The 16,243-nt window shown below is 70.7% G+C and carries 15 protein-coding genes; 12 read left to right on the top strand and 3 right to left on the bottom strand.

Annotated features, from left to right (window positions below; all coding sequences use genetic code 11):
• Positions 1 to 265: 265 nt before the first annotated feature.
• The 5 genes from ACIP9H_RS38460 (at position 266) to tatC (ending at position 3,251) form a co-directional block, all read left to right on the top strand.
• On the top strand, positions 266 to 688 hold the full coding sequence (locus tag ACIP9H_RS38460) for an ATP-binding protein (protein WP_401963573.1): 423 nt from the start codon (positions 266 to 268) through the stop codon (positions 686 to 688).
• Positions 685 to 900: a hypothetical protein gene (locus ACIP9H_RS38455; RefSeq protein ID WP_401592825.1), complete on the top strand. Its 216-nt coding sequence runs from the start codon at positions 685 to 687 to the stop codon at positions 898 to 900. Before ACIP9H_RS38460 ends, ACIP9H_RS38455 begins: the two co-directional genes overlap by 4 nt.
• A gap of 2 nt (positions 901 to 902) precedes the next feature.
• Positions 903 to 1,331 (top strand): hypothetical protein, encoded by a 429-nt coding sequence (locus ACIP9H_RS38450; RefSeq protein WP_401963613.1) that lies wholly within the window; start codon positions 903 to 905, stop codon positions 1,329 to 1,331.
• Between the two features lie 413 nt (positions 1,332 to 1,744).
• Entirely contained in the window at positions 1,745 to 2,017 is a 273-nt protein-coding gene (gene tatA, locus ACIP9H_RS38445) for a Sec-independent protein translocase subunit TatA (RefSeq protein ID WP_401963611.1), read from the top strand.
• A gap of 331 nt (positions 2,018 to 2,348) precedes the next feature.
• Positions 2,349 to 3,251 (top strand): twin-arginine translocase subunit TatC, encoded by a 903-nt coding sequence (gene tatC / locus ACIP9H_RS38440; RefSeq protein ID WP_401592893.1) that lies wholly within the window; start codon positions 2,349 to 2,351, stop codon positions 3,249 to 3,251.
• Positions 3,252 to 3,412: 161 nt separating this feature from the next.
• Here the strand turns inward: tatC and ACIP9H_RS38435 are convergent, their stop codons facing one another.
• Complete coding sequence (locus ACIP9H_RS38435) at positions 3,413 to 5,560, bottom strand: HEAT repeat domain-containing protein (protein WP_401963571.1); 2,148 nt, start codon at positions 5,558 to 5,560, stop codon at positions 3,413 to 3,415.
• Between the two features lie 361 nt (positions 5,561 to 5,921).
• On the opposite strand from ACIP9H_RS38435, the gene ACIP9H_RS38430 reads away from it, so the two are divergent.
• The 5 genes from ACIP9H_RS38430 (at position 5,922) to ACIP9H_RS38410 (ending at position 10,925) form a co-directional block, all read left to right on the top strand.
• A complete protein-coding gene (locus ACIP9H_RS38430) occupies positions 5,922 to 6,860 on the top strand; it encodes a hypothetical protein (protein ID WP_401963569.1) in 939 nt (312 codons plus the stop codon).
• Between the two features lie 108 nt (positions 6,861 to 6,968).
• On the top strand, positions 6,969 to 7,415 hold the full coding sequence (locus tag ACIP9H_RS38425; RefSeq protein ID WP_401592819.1) for a peptidase inhibitor family I36 protein: 447 nt from the start codon (positions 6,969 to 6,971) through the stop codon (positions 7,413 to 7,415).
• Between the two features lie 881 nt (positions 7,416 to 8,296).
• Positions 8,297 to 8,827, top strand: a complete 531-nt coding sequence (locus ACIP9H_RS38420; protein WP_401963567.1) for a hypothetical protein — start codon at positions 8,297 to 8,299, stop codon at positions 8,825 to 8,827.
• Positions 8,828 to 9,153: 326 nt separating this feature from the next.
• Positions 9,154 to 9,585 carry an SMI1/KNR4 family protein gene (locus tag ACIP9H_RS38415; protein WP_401963565.1) on the top strand — a complete coding sequence of 144 codons (432 nt, stop codon included), beginning with the start codon at positions 9,154 to 9,156 and terminating at the stop codon, positions 9,583 to 9,585.
• Between the two features lie 467 nt (positions 9,586 to 10,052).
• The gene (locus tag ACIP9H_RS38410) at positions 10,053 to 10,925 is read left to right on the top strand and encodes a C40 family peptidase (protein WP_401592813.1); all 873 of its coding nucleotides are present in this window, start codon (positions 10,053 to 10,055) and stop codon (positions 10,923 to 10,925) included.
• Between the two features lie 642 nt (positions 10,926 to 11,567).
• On the opposite strand, the gene ACIP9H_RS38405 is transcribed toward ACIP9H_RS38410, so the two are convergent.
• Entirely contained in the window at positions 11,568 to 12,917 is a 1,350-nt protein-coding gene (locus ACIP9H_RS38405; protein ID WP_401592811.1) for a tetratricopeptide repeat protein, read from the bottom strand.
• A gap of 216 nt (positions 12,918 to 13,133) precedes the next feature.
• On the opposite strand from ACIP9H_RS38405, the gene ACIP9H_RS38400 reads away from it, so the two are divergent.
• Together ACIP9H_RS38400 and ACIP9H_RS38395 are read left to right on the top strand one after the other, a co-directional pair.
• Positions 13,134 to 13,934, top strand: a complete 801-nt coding sequence (locus ACIP9H_RS38400; RefSeq protein WP_401963609.1) for an SDR family NAD(P)-dependent oxidoreductase — start codon at positions 13,134 to 13,136, stop codon at positions 13,932 to 13,934.
• Between the two features lie 621 nt (positions 13,935 to 14,555).
• Positions 14,556 to 15,176, top strand: a complete 621-nt coding sequence (locus ACIP9H_RS38395; protein ID WP_401592809.1) for a TetR/AcrR family transcriptional regulator — start codon at positions 14,556 to 14,558, stop codon at positions 15,174 to 15,176.
• 227 nt (positions 15,177 to 15,403) lie between these two features.
• On the opposite strand, the gene ACIP9H_RS38390 is transcribed toward ACIP9H_RS38395, so the two are convergent.
• Entirely contained in the window at positions 15,404 to 16,243 is an 840-nt protein-coding gene (locus ACIP9H_RS38390; RefSeq protein ID WP_401592807.1) for a helix-turn-helix transcriptional regulator, read from the bottom strand.

Raw genomic sequence — 16,243 nt, 5'->3', positions numbered from 1 at the left:
CCGGCCCACCGGTGCCCCGCCCGGCCGGATACGGCACCGATCAAGCCCTGCTCCAGGCGCGGGGGGCCCGCCAGGCCACCGCACCGCCCAACCCACAAGAAATCCAGCAAAAGGTACGAATAGCTCGAACCGCTGGGCATGCACCATCCGTGGAACTGAATGAGCGCGCCCATGCAGGACCGACTCCACCGACCGGCCCGACCTTGCCCCCGGTCTCCCCCCGTCCCGAGCTCCACCCCCACAGAAAAGCCGGAAGACCATGTTCGTGACCGATCCGCCCCGCCCGAGCCCGCCGCTCGACCCGCTCTGCCGCCACCAGGCGCTGCTCACCCTGCCCGCGCAGGAAGCGCACGTCTCCGCCGCTCGTCACTTCGCGGCCGATCTGCTCGAGACCTGGAGCGTGCCCGCCGGCGAACGCGACTCCGCCGTCCTCATCGTCGACGAACTCGCCACCAATGCCGCCCAATACGGCCGCGAGCACATGACCCTCGTCCTCGTCCTCGACCACGGCACCCTTCACATCGTGGTCACCGACTCCGGCACGACCGTGGAACGGCCCCGCCGCGACATCGCTCCCGACGAACACGGCCGCGGCACCGGCATCGTCCAGGACCTCGCCCAGTCCACCGAGATCCACCACACACGCACCGGCCGCGAGGTCCGCGCCTGCCTGAGGTGTCCGGCATGACCGGCCCGGACACCCCGCGCAAGCCGAACCGGTGGGACACCCGACGCCCCAAGACGCCGACCCCGGCGACCCAGAGGCCCCGCCCCACCAACAGCCGCCCGGACACCGCCCAGACCACCGAGCGGACCGCGGCACACCCGCCGGCCCCCGACCCCGACCGGAGGCTGCGCCGACGCAACGGCACCAGCCCCTGCACACCGGCCGAGTGGTGACCATGGACGCCGCCGAGAACAGCCACCAGAACACCGGCACCCCGCCTTCGCGCGACGCGTACACCAACGCCCCCGACCTGCACCGCGAGATACACCAAGTACTCGCCCTCGACGCCGAACGCGACGGCCGCCAACCACAGCCCGCCACCCGCCCCCCGACCGACGCCACAGGCGACACCGCAGCCGCCGAACGGGCCAGACTGCTACGCCGGGCCGCCCTCATGGACCGCATCGCCCTGGACGACCCCCGCCCCGGCCCCCTCGCAGCAGCCGCAGAAACCGCAGAACAACTCCTCCTCCACGACCACCGCCACCCCGACCAGGCAGCCGGCCCCCACCACCCCGACACCACCACACCCACCCCCACCCACCGCTCCTACGTCCGCCAGGAATACGCCGCCTGGACCGCCGCCGGACGCCCCGGAACCTGAACCGAAGGAACGACACATGATCCGCGAGGCCCCGCAGCAGCGAGCACACCCCACACTCGAACATCACGCCAGACGCCGGGGAAACCCACCGGACATACCGAACGCGAAAGCGCACCAGCTGCTCCAGGCACCCGAACACAGGTGCCCCAGAAACAGCCGCCCCGACCCGGCCCCAACGCCCCCGCCCACTCCACAAGCCCGGCTCCCGGCACATGTGACCACACAAGCCACAGGCAACGAACTCACCCGCCGAGCCCGGCCGGACAACGCCGCAAGAAACCCCCGACCACGCGGGACAGCACGACACGACGCATCGCGGACGCCCCCGTCCCCACCACTGCCCCGCGGCAACAAGCAGCACAGATCACCAACACAGGCATGAAGACCGACCCGTCCGAAGGAGAGGTGTGACGATGTTCCGCAACGCGCTGGAACCCTGGCACCTGCTGATCCTGATCGCAGTGCTCGTTCTGATCTTCGGCTCGAAAAAACTACCCGACACCGCCCGGGCACTGGGGAAATCCATGCGGATCCTCAAGAGCGAGACCAAGGCCATGCACGACGACGCCTCACACGAGCCAGAACCTCCACCGGGACCGGGACCGCAGACGACCCCGGACGCACCCGAAGACACCACCACCCCCCGCACCGCGCCAACGGACAGCACCACCAGCCGCCCGGACTGAGGCCCCGTCGTACTCGTCCCCGGCCGAAGCCATGCCGGCCCAGTCACCCCTCGCGTAGCCCGCACCGCCGTCCACCGCTCCGGCCGGCGCCCGGCCCGCAACACCCGACAGTCCGAAGACCATCGTCAAACCGCCCACCCCCGAACCAGGCACGGCGGACCAGAAAACGGCGAGCGGTGGAACAACCGCCTCCTCGACCCGCCACCGGCCACAACCCGCGCCATGGCCAGCCGCACTCACACGCGGCCGGCCATCCCCGGTCCGCCGCACAAGACAAGGACGTGGCGTGCCCCCACCACCCCGCAACAACAAGAAGGATCCGCAGCGGCGCATGCCGCTCGCGCAGCACCTTCGCGAACTCCGCAACCGGCTCGCCAAAGCCGTCCTCGCCATCCTGGTCGTCACGATCGCCGCGGCCTTCCACTACAAAGGCATCATCAACTTCACCACCAAGCCCGTACTGGACTCGGTCGGCTGCCCGACGTCCTTCGCCGACCTGGCCAAGCCGACCGCACACACCACCTGCGCGCGCATCACGATCAATGGTCTGCTCTCGCCCTTCACCCTCGCACTGAAGGTGTCCCTCATGGCCGGCGTCGTGCTCGCCTCGCCGGTATGGCTCTACCAGCTGTGGGCGTTCATCGCCCCCGGCCTCCACAGACACGAACGCAGATACGCCTACGCCTTCGTCGCCGCAGGCGCCCCGCTGTTCCTCGGCGGCGCCCTCTTCGCCTACAAAGTGCTGCCCACGACCGCGAAGGTACTGATCCACCTCACCCCCCACGGCGTCGACAACCTCCTGCCGCTCGACGACCTCCTCGACCTCGCCACCCGCATGGCGGTCGTCTTCGGCCTCTCCTTCGAAATGCCGCTGCTGCTCGTGATGCTGAACCTCACCGGAGTACTGTCCGGCCGGCGGATCATCAGCTGGTGGCGCGGCATGATCATGGGAATCACGGCCTTTTCCGCCGTGGCGACACCGAGCACCGACCCACTGACCATGCTGGCGCTCGCCGCGCCGATCTGGGCGCTCTACTTCGCCGCCGTTGTCTTTGCGCTTCTCAATGACCGGCGCAAGGCCCGACGAGAGGAAGAGGAACCCGCCGACCACGAGATCCCCGACCGCGACCTCACACCGCTGGACATCGGCGAGGTGGAAACAGTGTCGGCCGGCCAAGCCCCGCCCGCGCTGCCGGACGCCGGCGAGAACCGCTTCGACGGCGAGACGTCCTGACCTGACGGGTCTTCAACAGGATCGAGGACTGGCCCGGTGGCCTGTGAGGGCGTTGTCCACCGGGCAGGGGCGAACCCAGCCCGGAGCACGCCGAAACCGACACGCCGGACGGACACCGATCAACGTCCCAACGGCAGGCTCCCGACGAGGGGACCTGGGCCTCAGCCGACCCGGTCGAGGACCGAGGCCAGTGCGGCGCGCAGTCGTTCGTCCTCCCGGATCATCGCATGGTCGAACCAGGAGCCGACCAGCCGGCGGTCCGTGGTGACGAGCGCGGCCAGCCGGTCCTGCTGCTCCGGCGTCAGGGCCGCGGCGCCGAGCGCCCGCAGGGCGTCGCAGGCGTTCTTGAGGTCTGCGCAGGTCTCGGCCGAGTGCAGTGCCGCCTCGGCGAGCCGGGCACGGTCGAGGCCGGCCGGGTCGGCGACGGCGAGCAGCCCGAGGACGGCCGAGGGTGCCTTTCCCGGGTCGTCGAGGAGAGCTTGGAGCCGGGCGGTCAACGGACGCCCGGCCGGACCGAGCACGCCGATCTCACGGGCGGCCCGGGCGGCCGTCCAGTGGAACCACTGCCGGCCCTCGCTTCTGTCGAACACCGAGGCCAGCACCGGAACGACCTCGTCCGCCTCACCGGTGATCCGCCACAGGGCGAGCGCCAAGGCAAGGTCGGTCTCCACCTCCGGTGTGGTGTCGCAATCGATGGTCCGCTCGAGCGCCGTCCGCAGGGCCCCGGCGAGGTGGGCGGCCGCCGGGCCGAGGCAGGCCAAGGCGCGGGCACTCTCGGCGGTGTCGCGCGCACCGGTGGCCAGCGCCGCCTCGGCGGCGGCGAACAGCGGCCCGGTCTCGCCCGTCAGTTCGTGCAGCGCACGCGCCACGAACAGCTTCCGAGCGCCGGCCCGCAGGGCAAGGGCTGCCTTCTCGCGCTGCTCCGGCCCGATGCCGACGGCGACGGCGGTGATCGCGGTGGCGGCGTACGGGAACCGGGGCAGGACGGCGCACAGTTCGGGCAGCGCCTCCACGGCCTGCGAGCCCCACTGTCGCAGCAGGTGGACCAGCCCGGCGGTGTCGTTGTGGTCCTCGGTCGTCGAGCAACCGCACTCCTTGCACCCCTCGGCAGGCTCCAGCGCCTTGGCGGCCAGGCGAGCACGGACCGCGGCGAACAGTTCCGGGTCGAACGGGAAGGGCGCATCCGCCGGAGCGTGGGACCCCGCGGCGCACTGCATGGCGCGCGGGCGCCGGCCGAGGGAGCGGGCCAGCAGCGGGGCGGCAGCGTGCGGCGCCACCAGGACGAGCGCGGCGAGGGCTTGGTCGGCGGCCTCGTCGTCGGGCTGCACGGCGAGTTCGGTGAGGAGGGGAGCGGCCTCGGCAGCGGCCGGGCCGATCTTGCCCAGCAACTGGGCGGCCGCCCATTCGGCGGCGAGCGGGGCGATCGCGGGGATCAGCCGCCCCGGGGCGCTGCGGGACAGAGTGCAGGCGCGGTCGGCCGCCCACAAAGCTTCGGCCCGTACCTCGGGGCGCTCGTCACTCAGGGCGGTGTCGAGCAGGTCGAGGGCACTTTCGCGATCGGTATCGGTGTTTCGTTCCAGCAGGGTCCCGACGATGGTGTGCAGCGGGTCGCGGTGCTCGTCCGCGTGGCCGGACCTGGCCGTCTCGCGCGCGGGCAACAGGCCGAGGACGGCATCGCGATGGGCGGCGAGCCACGGCTCCCCGGCGACCAACACGGCGAACACCGCGGCCAGGCGCAGCGGCGCGGGTGTGTCGGGGCCGAGTAGGGCGCAGGCTTCGGCGACGGCGGCCGGACGGTCCAACCGGCCGTACGCGGTGAGGAGTTCAGCCCGGACAGTGGGCTCGATCTCGGCGCCCAGGCGGGCCCGGACGGCGGGCAGGGCGGTGCGGGTGTCCCGGGTGTGGCCGACCGTCCAGCCGGCCGCCTGCCGGACGGCGGGGTCCTCATCGGCCAGCAGCGTGATGAGCAGCGGCAGTTGGGCGGTCACGGCGGCCCGGACGGCGCCCGGCTCGACGTCGCACTCGTCCTCGCTCGCGGCGAGGTAGCCGAGCAGCCGGAGCGCGTCGAGGGTCTGCCGGCCGGAGGCGGCGATTCGGGCGAGGTAGGGGGCGGCGTCGACGCTGGCCGCGTACACGGTGCCCTGGTGCACGATCGAGCCGTACAACTCCTCCAGTGCCGCCTCGGCGTCCTCGCCGCCCTCGGCGAAGGTCCGCAACAAGCCGGGCAGGTCGTCGGCGGAGCCGTAGGCGTGGTTGATGCTGGACCAGGGATGGACGTCGATCCCGGCGAGGGCGGTGGGGAACTCCATACGCGTGATCCTCCCAGGGACCTCCGACACCGGCTCAGACCACGTGCCACAGGCAGGCCGATATCAACTTGGCCAAGAGCGCCGACGGGACAGGCCGGACGGCGGCCCGCCGGGCTGCTTGGCCGACGTTGCCTCCCCCACCCCGCTGCCCCACATCACCCTCGGTTTCCCGGTCCGGCAGCCGGTGGGCAACGGGAAACCCGTCGACCCCGCCGGGCGGCACCACAAGTCTGTGTCCCGTCGGCGCACGGCACGACCGTGGCCGGCGGCAATCGACGGGGGCGCCCTCTCCGGCGCCGCACGGGGAACCGGGCGGTGCCGGAGATCCGGGGCCATGAGGCGGCAGGGGGAATCGGGGTCCATGAGACGTGCGCTCATGTTGTGGTGCGCGGTGACCGTGCTCGCCACCGCCGTGGTGACCGGTTGCGGTGACGGCGGTGACGGCGCCGGCAACGCCAGCGGACAAACCCGCCAGGCCACCGGCGTACGCACACCGGCGCTGACCTGGCGGCAGGAGGTCCGCGTCAGTGACGCCCTCCAACGGCTGACCAGCCGGTGCATGGGACGCCAGGGCTTCACCTACCAGGAGGAGCGCGAGTTGACGCTCCAGGAGAGCCGGCCCGTGCGCTTCGTCCAGGACGACCTGGCATGGGCGCGGACCTACGGCTACGGCAGCCGCATCGAGGCGAAGAGCGCGCGGCTGCGCGAGCGCAACATCAACGGGACCTACCGCCAGGACCTGCCCGCCACCCGCCGTGCTCTGTTCGACCAGGCCCTGGACGGCGGCAACGACGCCCGCATGCTCACCGCCCCGATGCCGGGCGGCGCCGAGATCCGCAAGCGCATCGGCGGCTGCACCGAGGAGGCCGAGCGCACGCTCTACGGCGATCCCGCCGAGTGGTTCCGCACCAGCAAGACAGCGCTGAGCGCCAACTCCCTCTACGCCGGGCGGCTGATGAAGGACCCGCAGCTCACCACGGCCGTCCAGGCGTGGTCCGCGTGCATGCGCGAGGCGGGCGAACCCTATCCCGACCCCCAGGCCGCCCAGGACGGCGTGCGGGCCGCGGCCGTACGACGGGGCGCGGCCCGCGCCGAGGAGTCCTTCGCCGACGAGCGCCGGACCGCCGTCGCGGACGCCGGCTGCGCTCGCCGCGCCAACCTGCGGGCCGTGGCCACAACCCGAGAGAAGTACTACCTGGACCGCCTGCCCGACCGGTACGTCAGCGACATCGACACCTACCGCCGGCTCGGCCGGCAGGCCTACGACCGGGCGGTGCGCATCGTTCCTGAGCGTGACTGACCGTCTCGCACACACGCACAGCGCCCCGCCCCGCCGGCACGGGCACCCGACGCCCCGCGCCGCCGGCGCACCACCACCGGGCACCATCGAGAAACGAGGGAAACCACCATGCGCAAGTTCACCGTCTCCGCAGCGCTCATCGGGCTCACCGCCCTGGGCGTGGCCGTCCCGGCCGCCACGTCGCAGGCCGCCGAGAGCGGCGTCGCCGGCACCGTGTGCGACAGCAAGTGGGGAGCACGCAACGGCAACATGTACGCCTGGGACGGCTACGACTGCAACGGCAGCCCGCTCGTCGTCGCCGCCGGCGACAGCCCCAGTTGGGGCGCCGCGAACGACCGCGCGTCCTCGGTGATGAACCGGGGCTACACCGGCAGCCTGTCCATCGTGAAGTTCTACTACCTGGACAACTACCAGGGCGGTCACACCTGCCTCTACCCGGGCGAGTTGTACGCCGACAACCTCTCCGACAACCACTTCACCGACGGCAACGTCGTGGACAACAACATCCGCTCCCACCAGTGGGTCAACGGCGGCTGCGGAGCCACCCTCACCTGATCCGCCGACCGGCGAGCGGCATTCGGGGGGCCACCGCCCTCAACCCGTGCACCACAGCAACGCACGTCCGGGGCCGTCGACCCGGCTTCGGACGTGCGTCCCTGCGTCACGCCGCACCGCAGGCGGAACCCGCACGCACCCACCACGCACACGTGCGCCGCACAACCACGACGACTCCGACGTCAACGCCGCCTCCCCCTCGCCGACCCGGCCCACGGAACCCACTGCGCTACAGCACCGGCCGCTCGGGCACGGAACGGGCACGGCGACCGGTGTACCGGCTTGCGGCGGCGGACCGGCATCGATTCACTCTGATCGTGATCGAGATGGAGAACACCAGCACGCCGGCTCATCAGGCAGTCGAGATGGAGGACGCGGAGACACTGGCCCGTCTCCTCGGTGCGGGGGCCGATCCCAACGAGGTGGTCGGCAACTCGACGCTCCTCACCCATGCAATCGACGTAGAGGGAGATTCTGCGCTGCAGAGTGGGAAGCCCCTGAGTGTGCACACGACGGCCATCCTCCTCGCCTTCGGAGCGGACCCAGAGTTGGAAGACCCCGGCGGGGCGACGCCACTCACACTGGCTGAGCACTATGGGCACGATGTCGCGATCCGGCTACTGCAAGCTTCCATAGCTCGCTCTCGCAGACGCTGGTGGCGGCGCGGACAGCCATAACCACTCGAACCCGCATCTTCGTCCCGAAGCAATGCGACCGACCCTGTGGCCTGCGGCCCAACCGCTTGTGACCTGGGTGGACGGTCTGCGGGCGTCCCTGGTTGTACGTGCACGTGCTGGGTCGCTGTACCGCAGTTGGACACTCAGCCGGTGCGAGCGGGAACTCGCCGGCCACAGCGGCTGCAATGGTGGTCTGATGCGTCGATGTTCTACGAGGATCTCAGCCGCTACGAGTACACCAGCGACGGCGACACGTTCCCCGACCCCGACCCCAACAGCTTGCGATTCGTATGCTTTCAGCCGCCGTACGAGCGCCTCAACGTCGGTTGGCTGAGCGGGGACGAGCCGTGGACATCCGGGCCGGCCCCCGTCGGCTTCACGAACAATCTGCTGTCCATCATCGAGGCGCAAGCGATCAATCTGATGATGGGGATCCACCCCTGCGACTTCTGCGCGATCCCGTTCGACGATCTGCACCCGTGGTACGTACCGCGGCCCGACAACCACCACGCCAGTTGGGGTACCGGAGAGATCCGCGTCCCCGGCCCTTCCGGAACGGCCTTTGCGGCCCCGAGACTCATCGGCCACTACGTCGTAGACCACGGCTATCTGCCGCCCCGCGCCTTCGTCGACGCTGTTCTCGCATTCGACCCTGACGCCCACCGGGCCGCCAGGCACCCGTGGATACCGTTCCCCTGGATCCCCGACGATGTCGAAGCGCAGTGGATCGAGTGATCCGGTGATGGGTGCCAGGAATCAGGCCGCTGCTGTTGGTGGCACCAGTTCGGAAGAGTGAGGCTTCGGATTGCTGTTGAGCTGGGCGGACGCCGACCTGCGGAAACGTGGTCCCGTCACCGTTGGCTTCCTGTTCGGCACCGCCTCACCTTGCACGGCCGTGGCACGCCCCACCCCCTTGGTGCGAACTATGCGCGCGACGGTCACTGAGCCTGCCGGGGACGTCGGCTGGGCGCTTGAGGCTGTTGCCGGACACCTTTGGTCACAGTGGTTGCTGTACGGCGCCTGCGCTCGGGACGGCCAGTCCTCCCGATGAGGCTGCGCTTGTGTGGAAAGAAGCTGCTGCCGGGGCTCTGCCCGATGTCGGATTTCGCTCGCCTGTGGACAGGACCGCTCTCACTGAGGCGGAGCAGCGGCTCGGCCGAGGCCTGCCGGCACAGCCGGCAGGCCTGCTGCTGGAGACCAACGGGGTAGTCGGCACCTACGGGAAGGACGTCGTCCGGTCCCTGGATCGGATCGTGCAAGAGAACCTACTGTTCTGGTCCCCCAATTCCTTTCCGGGCCTGTACATGCCCTTCGATCCCCTGCTGTTCTTCGGAGACAACGGCGGGGGTGACCAGTTCGCCTTCGTGCTGACGCCGGATCGTCCGGACATCTTCGTCTGGGACCACGAGAACGACAGTCGGCTGTGGGCCGCCCGCGACCTGGAGGACTATCTCCACCGTTCCCTCGCAAGCAGTGGCGACTGGCATCGCTAACCCCTGGCAGCTGGTCGCAGTCAGTTCTTCTGGAAGTAGTGCGCTGGTCCTGCGACCTGCGGTGCGATTGCCGACGATCCCTCTGAGCCGGATCGCGACTGTCGACGGTTGTCATCGCCGCATGTCATCGGTTCGCCTCGCACGGCCCCACGACGGCCCGAGGCCAACGTGTCGGGCTCTGGCCAGTGCGTGCTGACCAGCGATGGCCCTTCTGTCCCGTGGCGAAGCAGTAGTGGCACCTTGACTGCCAAGGAGGCCGGGCTGGCGACTACGTGAAATGCCAGCGGTACACCGGACAGGCGCCCGCCGGGCGTGACGGCCGCACCCCAGGTAAGCGCAGGTTTCCCGGCAGTTTCCCGTTGCCCACCGCAGCAGGGCGACGCCCCGCACCTCGACGGGCCCAGGACGCGGCCACCAGGCTGCTGTCCGACCAGTTCCGCACACCACCAGAAAACGGGGGTCCTGGCATGGCCTGCCGGACCAGAGTCGTCCACACACTGATCGCCCTGCTCGCCCTCCTCCTCGCCGCGCCGGCCACGACCGCCGCCGCGGCCCCGCAACGGGAAGCCGCCGCGTGCGGCGCCCTCGCCCCAGGCGCCTCCGCGGCCGCCGAAGCCGCCATCGCCGCCGCCTGTGCCGAGGTCACGGCCGGCACCTGGTACACCTGGGGCGGTGGCCACGGCGCCCAACCCGGCGCCACCTACGGCCAGATCGACCCGACCGACCCCGACAGCGCACACGACCCCGAACGGCTCGGCTTCGACTGCTCCGGCCTCGTCCGCCACGCCTACGCCCGCGCCACCGGCTCGGACATCCTCAACGGCACCGCCAGCACCCAGTACTACACCCACCGCGCGGCGAACCGGTTCACCGCCGCCCAGGGCCTGGCCCCGCTCCTCCCCGGCGACCTGCTGGCCTGGGGCCGCTCCGACGACCTCCACCACATCGCCATCTACCTCGGCGCGGGCAAGATGGTGGAGGCCAAGGAATCCGGCACCCGCCTCATGGTCAGCGACGTCCGCCTGGGCGGCGACTACTACGGCGCCGTCCGCGTCAACACCGGTACGGTGACCGGCCACATCCACCGCACCTGGGGCACCGGCGTGTGGACCAAGCAGGCACCCTCGCTCGGCGCCGGCCGCGTCTACGCCTTCCCCGGCCCGACCACCATCCGCGTCCAGTGCCAAAAGCACGCCGAACTCGTCGAGGCCGAGGGCTACTCCAACGACGTCTGGGCCTACCTGCCCGACTACAAGGCCTGGATGACCAACATCTACATCCAAGGGCCCGCCTGGCTCGACGGCGTCCCCGACTGCAACGCCGCACCGCCCAAGCCGTAACCGCACCAGGGCGCCGGTCGCCGCCACCAACGGCTACCGGCGCCCGCACCAACCCGGCCACCCGCAACGAGCCCCGGGCACTGATCGCGGTAACCGCGACACCGAGCGGCTACCTCGGATGGCTGGACACCCCCGAGTGCCGCACCGACGATGGTCGTGGGGCCGGGGGTTGGGGGCAGCGTGGACTTCTCCGATACGGAACTGATCGTATTCATGGCGATCGGCGTCGTCGGACTCTGGGTGTCGGCCGTTGTACTGAGCACGGTGGCGAATCGCCGTTACCGCAAGCGACTCAGCGAATGGGCGGCGGCACAAGGTTGGGCATACCGGGTCGGCGGTGGGGGCCTGTGGACCGAGCAGTTGGAGCAGGGGATCGACCATCGGGTGGAACTCCAGCTCGAGGGCGCCCGGCGTGGCCGCCATGTACTGGTCGCGCATTGGTGGTGCAAGATCCGCGAGTCGCCCGGCGAGTGGGGGACGGAAAGCCAGATGGACGTCCTGATGGTGGTCGTCCTCCGGCTTCCGGTTCGGTACCCGGACATGCGTGTGGAGAGGCGGGGCGCGGCCGACCGCCTGGCTCGCTCGGCGGGCCGGGTGCGGCCCGGACAGCCGTCCGAACCGGTCCAGGGCCCGGACAGTGCCTCAGAACGGGGGATCGTCATGCAAAGGGCCGTCCGGCAGCGCCGGCGGCGGGGGGTCGCGTCGTTGGAAGACGGCCAGGGCGTCCTCGATGCGTCCGAGGTCGATCAGGCAGGCGGCCAGGTCGTGGCCGTTCACCCAGGCGTGCTGTTCGAGTACGGCGGCGGCCTCCTCGGTGCGTCCGGCCCCGGCAAGGAGCTCGGCGATGTGCCACGCCGCGTACCAGGTAGCGCCCTCGGGGTGGGAACGCGCCTGCGCGACCGCCTGGTCGACACCGTCTCGGGCGGCGATCAGCGGGAGTCGTATCCAGTACAGGTCCCAGTCCTCTTCGCCTGCACGGGCTGCGGCAAGGGCGTCGAGATGTGCCAGGCCGTCGCCGGGGCGCCGCTGGTCGAGGTAGAGGCAGGCCAGGGTGTGGAGGATCCAGTCGTCCCCGTTGTGGGCATCGGCCTGGATGCGCATCACGTCGATCGCTTCGTTGCCCCGGCCGTGCCGGGCCAGGAGCCGGGCGAGATCGCAAGCCGCGTGGGGGTCTTGGGCCGTGGTTCCGCCCGCCTGGCGGTATGCCGCGATCGCTCCCTCCACATCGCCGCGGCCCTCCAGCAGCACGGCGAGCTGTCGTACTGCCCTGAAGTCGTCGTTCGCCGCGGCTGCGCGCAACTCGTCGAGGCGGCCCTGCCGCGCCAGCAGCGTGGCCAGTTGCTCACGCATGTCGACGCGCCGGGTGCTGCCGGTGCCCAGCAGGGCGATCGCCTCGTCGACGCGGCCCTGGCGCTCGCGGATGGTGGCGATCAGCCCGATTACCGTGTCGCGGTCGAGGCCTCGGCAGCACCATGGGAAGTCGGAGCACTCGTGCCCGGTGGTGAGCGGGGCGAGCAGCATGGCGGCTTCTTCGGCGCGGCCGGCAACGGCGGCGACGTCGACCATCGCCTCGACCAGGGGCAGCTCGCGCAGGTGCGGGTGCAGCAGGGTGAACGCTTCCTCGGCGCGGGCGTGCCGGGCGAGCAGCCGCGCGTAGAACTCCAGCGCCATCGGATGCCCGGCGGCCATACGGACCCGCGTGATCTCGATCGCCTCCGCTGGCCGGCCCCAGCCCTCCAGCAGCTCGGCCGCGGCCACGACGGCCGTCCACCAGCCGGTCGCCAAGTAGGGGGCGAGTACCTTCAACGCCTCGGCCTGGCGGTCGTGTTCACCGAGCAATCGCGCCCATGCCAGGGCGCAGAACCACTCCCCGCGCCCGGCCTGCTGCTCCACCACGTCGACGTGGCCGTGTTCGAGCAGGCGTGAGACGAGTTCGGGCGGGATGCAGCCGGATCCCGTCCGGACCCGGTGTTCAAGATCAGCGGCGTCCACGGTCACGCACCATAGCGCTCACCTCTGACACCTTGCCCAGGCCGCCGGTCTTGACGGAGGACCGTGGGTCACCACATCGCCGGCGGCATCGCTTCCGGACCCGGACGCACCCGTGTCGGCGCCCACACGGACACTCAAGTCTACGACTGTATACTTAGTCGTGCAGCACGACCTTCCCGCGTTGCGGCGCGGGAGAAATCCGTATGGGAGCAAGGAATGAACCTCAATCTCGAGGGCAAGCGCGCTCTGGTCACCGGCTCGAGTGCCGGCCTGGGCGAGGCCACCGCGAAAATGCTGGCGGCGGAGGGCGCCGCGGTCGTGATCCACGGCCGGGACAAGGACCGCACGGAGCTGGTCGCCGAAGCCATCCGCCGGGCCGGAGGCACCGCCGACACGGCGCTGGGCGACCTGGCCACAGACGACGGGGCCGCCACAGTCGCCCAGGCCGCCACCGCGGACGGTCCCGTCGACATCCTCGTGAACAACGCCGGCTTCTACCGGCATCTTTCATGGGCCGAGGCCAGTCCGGCAGAGTGGACCGACGCCTACAACGTCAACGTCGTCTCCGGTGTCAGGATGATCCGGCATCTGGTTCCGGCGATGCGCGAACACGGCTGGGGCCGTGTGGTCACGATCGGCGGCGGTCTCGCCTCCCAGCCGATGAACACCCATCCGCAGTACAACGCCACGCTAGCCGCTCGGCACAACCTCGCGGTATCGCTCGCCCGCGACCTCAAGGGCACCGGCGTCACCTCGAACATCGTCTCGCCCGGCGCGATCCTCGTCGAAGCGACAAGGGAGTTCGTCACAGCGCTCGGTCCTGCCCGCGGGTGGGGACAGACCTGGGAGGAAGTCCAGCCGAACGCGGTCGAGGCCCTCATTCCGAACGACCACGGCCGTTTCGGCAAGCCGGACGAAATCGCCGCTGCCGTGGCGTACCTGTGCAGCGACTACGCCGAGTACATCAGCGGAGCCACGATCCGCGTGGATGGCGGACTGATCCGCTCGGCGTTCTGAGCGGAGCACTCATGCGGGCCGCCCGCCGAATCGCCCCCGGACGCGGGATGCGTCGCGCGGCGGCCCGCACGGCAACGCGGGCAGGACGCGACCCGCGCGGTCGCTCCGTGTACCCGTCGGGCGCGGGGCGGCCGCGCCCGACGGCACCGCGGCGGATGTGGCCCGCCGGGCCGATCTGAGGGCGCCGCCGCCCCAACAGGCCGCTCGGGCAGGGCCGTGAGCGGCCCGTTGTCCGTCCTGCGGAGCGCGGGGCGACTGGGCGACAGCGCCCGCACGAAAATTCCGAGGGACCGGCGAGTCCCAGCCAGGGACGTCAACGTCTGCGCTCGCGGTCGGTGCCACGGGCCTGCAACCCGGTAGGCCGGAATCCGTGCCGCCGCCATGGCGGCCACATGATCACGCGCGGCTTGAGGACGGAGGGGTGCGGTTCATCAGCCCACTAACGGCGACCGTCAGAAATTCGGCTGAGCCGGTTCGCGCAACCGACCCCACGGTTGCCCGGCGCAGATTCGGCGCCCTGCCGTCGGCCTACGGTCTACGGGCCGAGCGGCGGCACGGGCCGCGGACGCCTCGAAGCTCTACAGCCGTAGACCGCCGTTTCGGCCTCACTACACTCGTGTCGTGGAGAACGAATCGCGTCAGCCCGAGTCGCCGCCTGCCGCCCCCCGCCGGTCTCGTAACGCGGCAGCGACCCGCGAGGCGATTCTCTCGTCCGCCGTTGAGGCCTTCACCCGCCTCGGCTACGACGCTGCCGGCGTGCGGGACATCGCGAAGGACGCCGGCGTCACCGCGATGATGGTCAACCGCTACTTCGGATCCAAGGAACAACTGTTCGCCGAGGTGGTGGACACCTCCTTCGCCCCGCGGACCGTGGTGGGCAGCGACCCCGCGGCCCTGGTCCACGACGTCGCCCGGTCACTGGTGGAGCGGACCGCGCCCGAGGCCGACGAACTGAGCCCCTTCCTGCTGATGCTGCGGTCCGCGTCCAATCCCCGAACCGCCGAAATCGCCCGCCAGGGCATCGAACGGCATGTGGAACGGCACCTCATCGGTCTGATGACAGGCGAAAACACATCGGAACGTTCCGCGCTCGCGCTGTCAGTGATCGCCGGTGTGTGGGTGATGCGGAAACTGATCGGGAACACGGCACTGGTGGAAGCGGATCCCAACGAGCTGGCCGGGCGCCTGGAAACCCTCCTGCGAACCCTGCTCGAAGACACCCCGCCGGAAGCCGGCGACTGACCCGCTCCCCCGGCCCACCTCGGCGACTTCGCGGTCCGAAGGTTCCACCACGGCCACACTGCCCGGACGGCTGACGGGATGCGGATCCCGCCGGTGAACGGCCTGGTCGTGCCAGCGGTTGCCGAGGCCGTCGGAGCCGACGGGATCCACAGCTCGACATCGAGGCCGTCGATGCCGGTCAAGGTCACCTGCAGGCCGGCGACGAGGTGAGCGGGGCTGGGGCCAGGTCAGATGTCGAGGATCTGCGCGCTGATCACCTCGAGGAAATCAAACCGCTCGGCGGTACTCGAACCCGGCTGCGGCCTGAAGATCACCATGCGGTGGCCCGTGGCGGCACTCACCACGACGTCGCACTGCACGTCGAGCGGCCCGGCGTGCGGATGCACCAGCCGCTTCCGCGTGGAACTCAGCGGCTTGACGGCCATCTCGTTCCAGTAGCGCGTGAACTCCTCGCTGGCCTCCAGGAGATCATCGATCAGTCGGTCCGCCACCGCGTCACTGCCCCGCCGTGCGGCGGCAACCCGCAGATCCGCGGCGTAGCCCCGGCCGATGGCCTCGTGCTCCTCGGCGACGTTGAGCGCGCGCGACGCCGGATCGGTGAACCAGCGCCACGTCACGTTGCCGGCCCGCGTGTCCCCCAGCGCCCAAGTGCCGAACAGGGCCTGGCTGAGCCGGTTCTGGGCGATCAGCGTGGACAGGTCGTCCATGACCTGCGCGGGCACCGTCGTCAAGGCGTCGAGGAGGAACATCATCGCCGGGTCGACATACCTGCCTGCTCCCCCGGCGAGGGGCGGGGCGTAGCCGGCGAGCCGGTAGAGGTGGTCGCGCTCGTCCACGGACAGACGCAACGCCCCCGCCAGGCTCGCCAGCATCTCCTGTGAGGGGTGGGCGTTGCGGGACTGCTCCAGCCGCTCGTAGTAGTCGACGGAGATGTTCGCCAGCAGGGCCACCTCGGACCGCCGCAGCCCGGGGGTGCGGCGGCGGCCGCCGGCGATCAACCCGACGTCGGACGGTCGCAGCGCCTCGCGGCGAGCCCGCAGGAAACCACCGAGGTCGTTGTGGTGCAT

The sequence above is a fragment of the Streptomyces sp. NPDC088732 genome, assembly GCF_044751205.1.
Lineage (GTDB): Bacteria > Actinomycetota > Actinomycetes > Streptomycetales > Streptomycetaceae > Actinacidiphila.
The sequence above is the reverse complement of the archived record's forward strand: the minus strand, read 5'-3'. Positions and strand labels throughout refer to the sequence as shown.

Excerpts from the sequence above, each read along its gene's own strand:
- ACIP9H_RS38455 (WP_401592825.1), top strand. The coding sequence starts at position 685 with ATGACCGGCCCGGACACCCCGCGCAAGCCGAACCGGTGGGACACCCGA.
- ACIP9H_RS38450 (WP_401963613.1), top strand. The coding sequence starts at position 903 with ATGGACGCCGCCGAGAACAGCCACCAGAACACCGGCACCCCGCCTTCG.
- tatA (WP_401963611.1), top strand. The coding sequence starts at position 1,745 with ATGTTCCGCAACGCGCTGGAACCCTGGCACCTGCTGATCCTGATCGCA.
- tatC (WP_401592893.1), top strand. The coding sequence starts at position 2,349 with ATGCCGCTCGCGCAGCACCTTCGCGAACTCCGCAACCGGCTCGCCAAA.
- ACIP9H_RS38435 (WP_401963571.1), bottom strand. The coding sequence starts at position 5,560 with ATGGAGTTCCCCACCGCCCTCGCCGGGATCGACGTCCATCCCTGGTCC.
- ACIP9H_RS38430 (WP_401963569.1), top strand. The coding sequence starts at position 5,922 with ATGAGACGTGCGCTCATGTTGTGGTGCGCGGTGACCGTGCTCGCCACC.
- ACIP9H_RS38425 (WP_401592819.1), top strand. The coding sequence starts at position 6,969 with ATGCGCAAGTTCACCGTCTCCGCAGCGCTCATCGGGCTCACCGCCCTG.
- ACIP9H_RS38420 (WP_401963567.1), top strand. The coding sequence starts at position 8,297 with ATGTTCTACGAGGATCTCAGCCGCTACGAGTACACCAGCGACGGCGAC.
- ACIP9H_RS38410 (WP_401592813.1), top strand. The coding sequence starts at position 10,053 with ATGGCCTGCCGGACCAGAGTCGTCCACACACTGATCGCCCTGCTCGCC.
- ACIP9H_RS38400 (WP_401963609.1), top strand. The coding sequence starts at position 13,134 with ATGAACCTCAATCTCGAGGGCAAGCGCGCTCTGGTCACCGGCTCGAGT.
- ACIP9H_RS38390 (WP_401592807.1), bottom strand. The coding sequence starts at position 16,243 with ATGCACCACAACGACCTCGGTGGTTTCCTGCGGGCTCGCCGCGAGGCG.